At 55.6% G+C, this 3,795-nt stretch carries 3 protein-coding genes; 1 reads left to right on the top strand and 2 read right to left on the bottom strand.

All coding sequences use genetic code 11. The annotated features are described in order from the left end of the window. On the top strand, positions 1 to 1,898 hold a 1,898-nt coding region (locus tag ABYV26_RS22715; protein ID WP_372683637.1), incomplete at its 5' end, for an efflux RND transporter permease subunit. Between the two features lie 52 nt (positions 1,899 to 1,950). On the opposite strand, the gene ABYV26_RS22710 is transcribed toward ABYV26_RS22715, so the two are convergent. Then, complete coding sequence (locus ABYV26_RS22710; RefSeq protein WP_372683636.1) at positions 1,951 to 2,778, bottom strand: hypothetical protein; 828 nt, start codon at positions 2,776 to 2,778, stop codon at positions 1,951 to 1,953. 498 nt (positions 2,779 to 3,276) lie between these two features. Further along, positions 3,277 to 3,702 (bottom strand): MerR family transcriptional regulator, encoded by a 426-nt coding sequence (locus ABYV26_RS22705; RefSeq protein ID WP_372683635.1) that lies wholly within the window; start codon positions 3,700 to 3,702, stop codon positions 3,277 to 3,279. Positions 3,703 to 3,795: the final 93 nt, after the last annotated feature.

Raw genomic sequence — 3,795 nt, 5'->3', positions numbered from 1 at the left:
TGTGGGGATGGGTTCCGCGCCTGGTCAAACAAGCCGCGCCCTACCAGTGGGTGCAGCAGCGGTTTCCCGGGTTGGGGAAAGAGTTCATGCCCCCTCTTGACGAAGGCTCCTTTCTGCTGATGCCCACGACCATGCCGCATGCCTCCATCGGCGAGGTGCTGGACATTTTAAAGAAGCAGGACCGTGCTATCCAGGCGATTCCCGAAGTCAAGGTGGCTGTCGGTAAACTGGGGAGGGCACAAACGCCTCTGGATCCGGCCCCGGTGTCCATGATCGAGACACTGATCACCTACCGGCCGCAATACCTGCTCAGCGATGCAGGCGAGCTTCTGCGCTTTCGGCATTACGCCGATGAAACGGATTGGGTGCGGGATGCTGCCGGCCACCCCCTGCCGGCGCTGGACGGACGCCCCTACCGGATTCAGGGACGCTATGCACGCGATGATCAGGGCCGCTTGGTGGCCGATGCCGACGGCAAGCCATTTCGATTGTGGAGACCGGCCCTGGAGCCTTCCCTGAATTCGGGAAGGCCTCGCTGGGAGGGTATTCGTGATGCCGATGACATCTGGCATGCGATCGTCCAGGCGGCACGTATACCGGGAACAACCACGGCATCCAAACTCCAACCGATTTCCGCCCGAATGGTCATGCTGCAGAGCGGTATCCGTTCAAGCATGGGCATTAAAGTGTTTGGGCCGGACTTGCCGACGATCCAAGACGCGTCTCTGAAGATTGAGCGTTTGTTAAGGCAGGTGCATTCGATCAATCCTCAGACGGTGATTGCTGACCGCATCATCGGCAAGCCCTATCTCGAGATAGAGGTGGATCGACAGGCCATCGCTCAATATGGGATGCGGCTGCAGACGGTTCTGGACGTCATCGAGTTTGCCATCGGCGGGCGCCAGGTGACGACGACCGTGGAAGGGAGGGAGCGCTATCCGGTGCGGGTGCGTTATATCCGCGAGCTGCGGGATGACCTCGAGACATTGGGGGGCGTCCTGGTTCCGCTGCCCGACGGGTCGCAAATCCCGCTTCGGCAGGTCGCGGAAATTATCTACGTCAAAGGTCCCCAGGTGATCAAGAGCGAGGACACCTTCATGACCGGTTACGTCCTGTTCGATGGCCGCGGGGGTGTCGCCGAAACCACTGTGGTCAACGATGCGGACGCTTACCTGAAAGATAAATTGGCCACCGGGGCCCTGTCCCTCCCGGCAGGTGTCAGCTATGTCTTCACCGGCACATACGAGAATCAGGCGCGCTCGGAAAAGCGACTGCAGATCATTTTGCCGGCCGCATTGGCCATCATCTTTATTATCCTTTACCTGCAGTTCAAATCGACGGCAGTTACCGGGATTGTTTTTTCAGGGATTGCCGTTTCCTGGTCGGGCGGCTTTGTTTTCTTGTGGCTGTATGCGCAACCGTGGTTTTTGAATTTTACGGTATTCGGCACTTCCATGAGCAGCCTTTTCAACGTTCACCCGGTCAACCTCAGCGTCGCCATCTGGGTGGGATTTCTAGCCCTTTTCGGTATCGCTTCAGACGATGGTGTGGTGATGGCCACCTACTTGAATAATCAGTTTGCCACGAATCGGCCGCAAACGAACACCGAGGTTCATCATCTGGTGATCGAGGCCGGTCTAAGGCGCGTTCGTCCCTGCGTGATGACCACCGCGACCACATTGCTGGCGCTGATCCCCGTGTTGACCTCCACCGGGCGGGGGGCGGACATCATGATTCCCATGGCCATCCCGACATTCGGTGGCATGCTTTTCGAGGTGATGACCATGCTGGTGGTTCCGGTTCTCTATTGTTGGAAGGAAGAAATCGCATCCAACCATCGTATGGAAACGAAGAATATCGACTATCCGTCCGTTGCCGAGAGCGGCGAGAGCCAGTAATCATTCATTCGAATGAGCCACCCAATTTAAAAACAGTGCTCAATGACAAGGACTATCGTTGGATCGCGGCCGGCTCACCCGACGGGGTTTCTATAGACCTCTCCAGCGGTTTGTCGGACAGGTTCTTGAGGTCTTCGGTCCGGCTGCCTGGTGAGGCATTCGCTTCTGCCGGATGGTGGGTTTCCGTTGACTGGGGTTGGATTTCAGGCGCAGCTGTCGGGCCCATGCAACGTTTTTCGCCCAATGCCTTCAGCCACCCCATGTTGCGGGTGATGCGGTCGCTGTAGCCTTCATTTTCCAAAAAATTGTCCGGACAAGCCACACGGCTTTTTTCGTAGATGTTGAGAAACTGGTCCGCATGTTCAGCGCAGGCGCAAGAATCTCCTTGTATGGAGTAGTATCGCGCCTTGAGGAATGCAGCGCTCAAGCGTTCAAGGTCTGCGTCGCATTGCTTTTTCTGTGTGTCACTGATCCACTTTACCTTTTTTACAGGTGCCGATTTGGCTTTTTTTGATGTCGGCGGAGGTGTGCGGATAATCCAGCGCCTGTCCTGCACGGTGGGCGTGGGGGACGTTTGCGGTTTCACGCCGTCAACCGGTGACGCGGCGCCGATTTCGCTGGATTTGGTAGACGGGATACCTTGGTTGCCCATCGTTTTTTTGCCGTCGTCCGCTGCTGCTGATGATGGATTTTTTGTGGCTGGGGGCTGTTCGTCCAGAGCCGGTTCTTTTTTTACGGGTTCAGCTTTTTGAGAAGCATCTGGATTGGCTTGGGATATGGTTCCTGAGGGGGATGCCGGCAGCGTCTGTTCATCTGCCAGGGTGGATATTGGATAGATAACCCAGAATAACAATGACAGAATTGCCAATCGAATTCGCATGGTGCCTTTTTCCTCGGCTTTCAGGGCGGAATTAGAAAAAAGAGGTTAAGGTTTCCGATGACAGTCACGGCAATATACATCGGCTGATGTCCAAAGGCAAGGGGCGTCGGGCGCCGTTGAATCGTGATTGCGCAAGCATCCCCCGCCGCTTGTTGGCGTGAAGCAAAAATCCCCTTATTGGGGTCGGAGCGAAGCAGAGATCCCGCTCATCGGAGCCGCGGGGAGTGTCCAAACGTGTTGAGCGTCATGCGCCTCGGGTCGATCCAGTCTTCACTGCGGCGGCCCAGGGCGCTGCGCTGTCCCCTTGAGGCCCTGCGATCGGGGATGTGGGAATCATAAGAGTACCGGCGGCGTTCAATTCCGGTTCGTCTTTCCAGGCACAATATGGTGGATGTCTGGGTCATTGTTCCCAACGCAGGTTCATAAAATATTGAATTATAAAATAGTGATCAGAAACGATGCGTCAAGGCGTTTTTCCTTAGCGGCCTTGGTGATCGATCAGGATTTGAACAGCAGCGGCATCTTTTTTACAGCGCGGTTAAGGTAGATGGGGCAGCTTTCGCAATTCTTCAGCCCACTGTGGCCGGTAGCCTTTTTGGCGATATCGTAGCAGGGAATGCGGGCGTCCTTGTAAGTTTTGCAGTCTTCTTTTTCGGCACAATTGAAAATCACCCAGCATGGGGCGGAAGCCAGAAAATACCTCAGGCACGCTACCGTGAAACCGTGCTCGTGGATCAACTCCTTGACACGAAGGATCTGGCTGATGTCGGATTCGGAATAGCGCCGGTTGTTGGTCCGTGGTTCGCGTTCGGGCTTGACCAGCCCGCCTTTTTCATATTCCCGAATCCGCTTTTGGGAAAGCTCAACCCGCCGGGAAACCTCGTTGATCAGATATGTGAGATCATGTTTGCCGTCAGAACCCATTGGCCTGCCTGTCTGTTTGTCGTGTTAGGCGGAAGTGGAGCGACTTGGCTTTAAATCGATGGTTGTCCTATACCATGGATGCGGTTGTTTCAC

Origin of the sequence: Desulfosarcina sp., from assembly GCF_041551955.1 — a bacterium.
Taxonomy (GTDB): domain Bacteria; phylum Desulfobacterota; class Desulfobacteria; order Desulfobacterales; family Desulfosarcinaceae; genus Desulfosarcina.
Note: the sequence above shows the minus strand (reverse complement) of the source record. Positions and strands in the feature narration are given on the sequence as shown.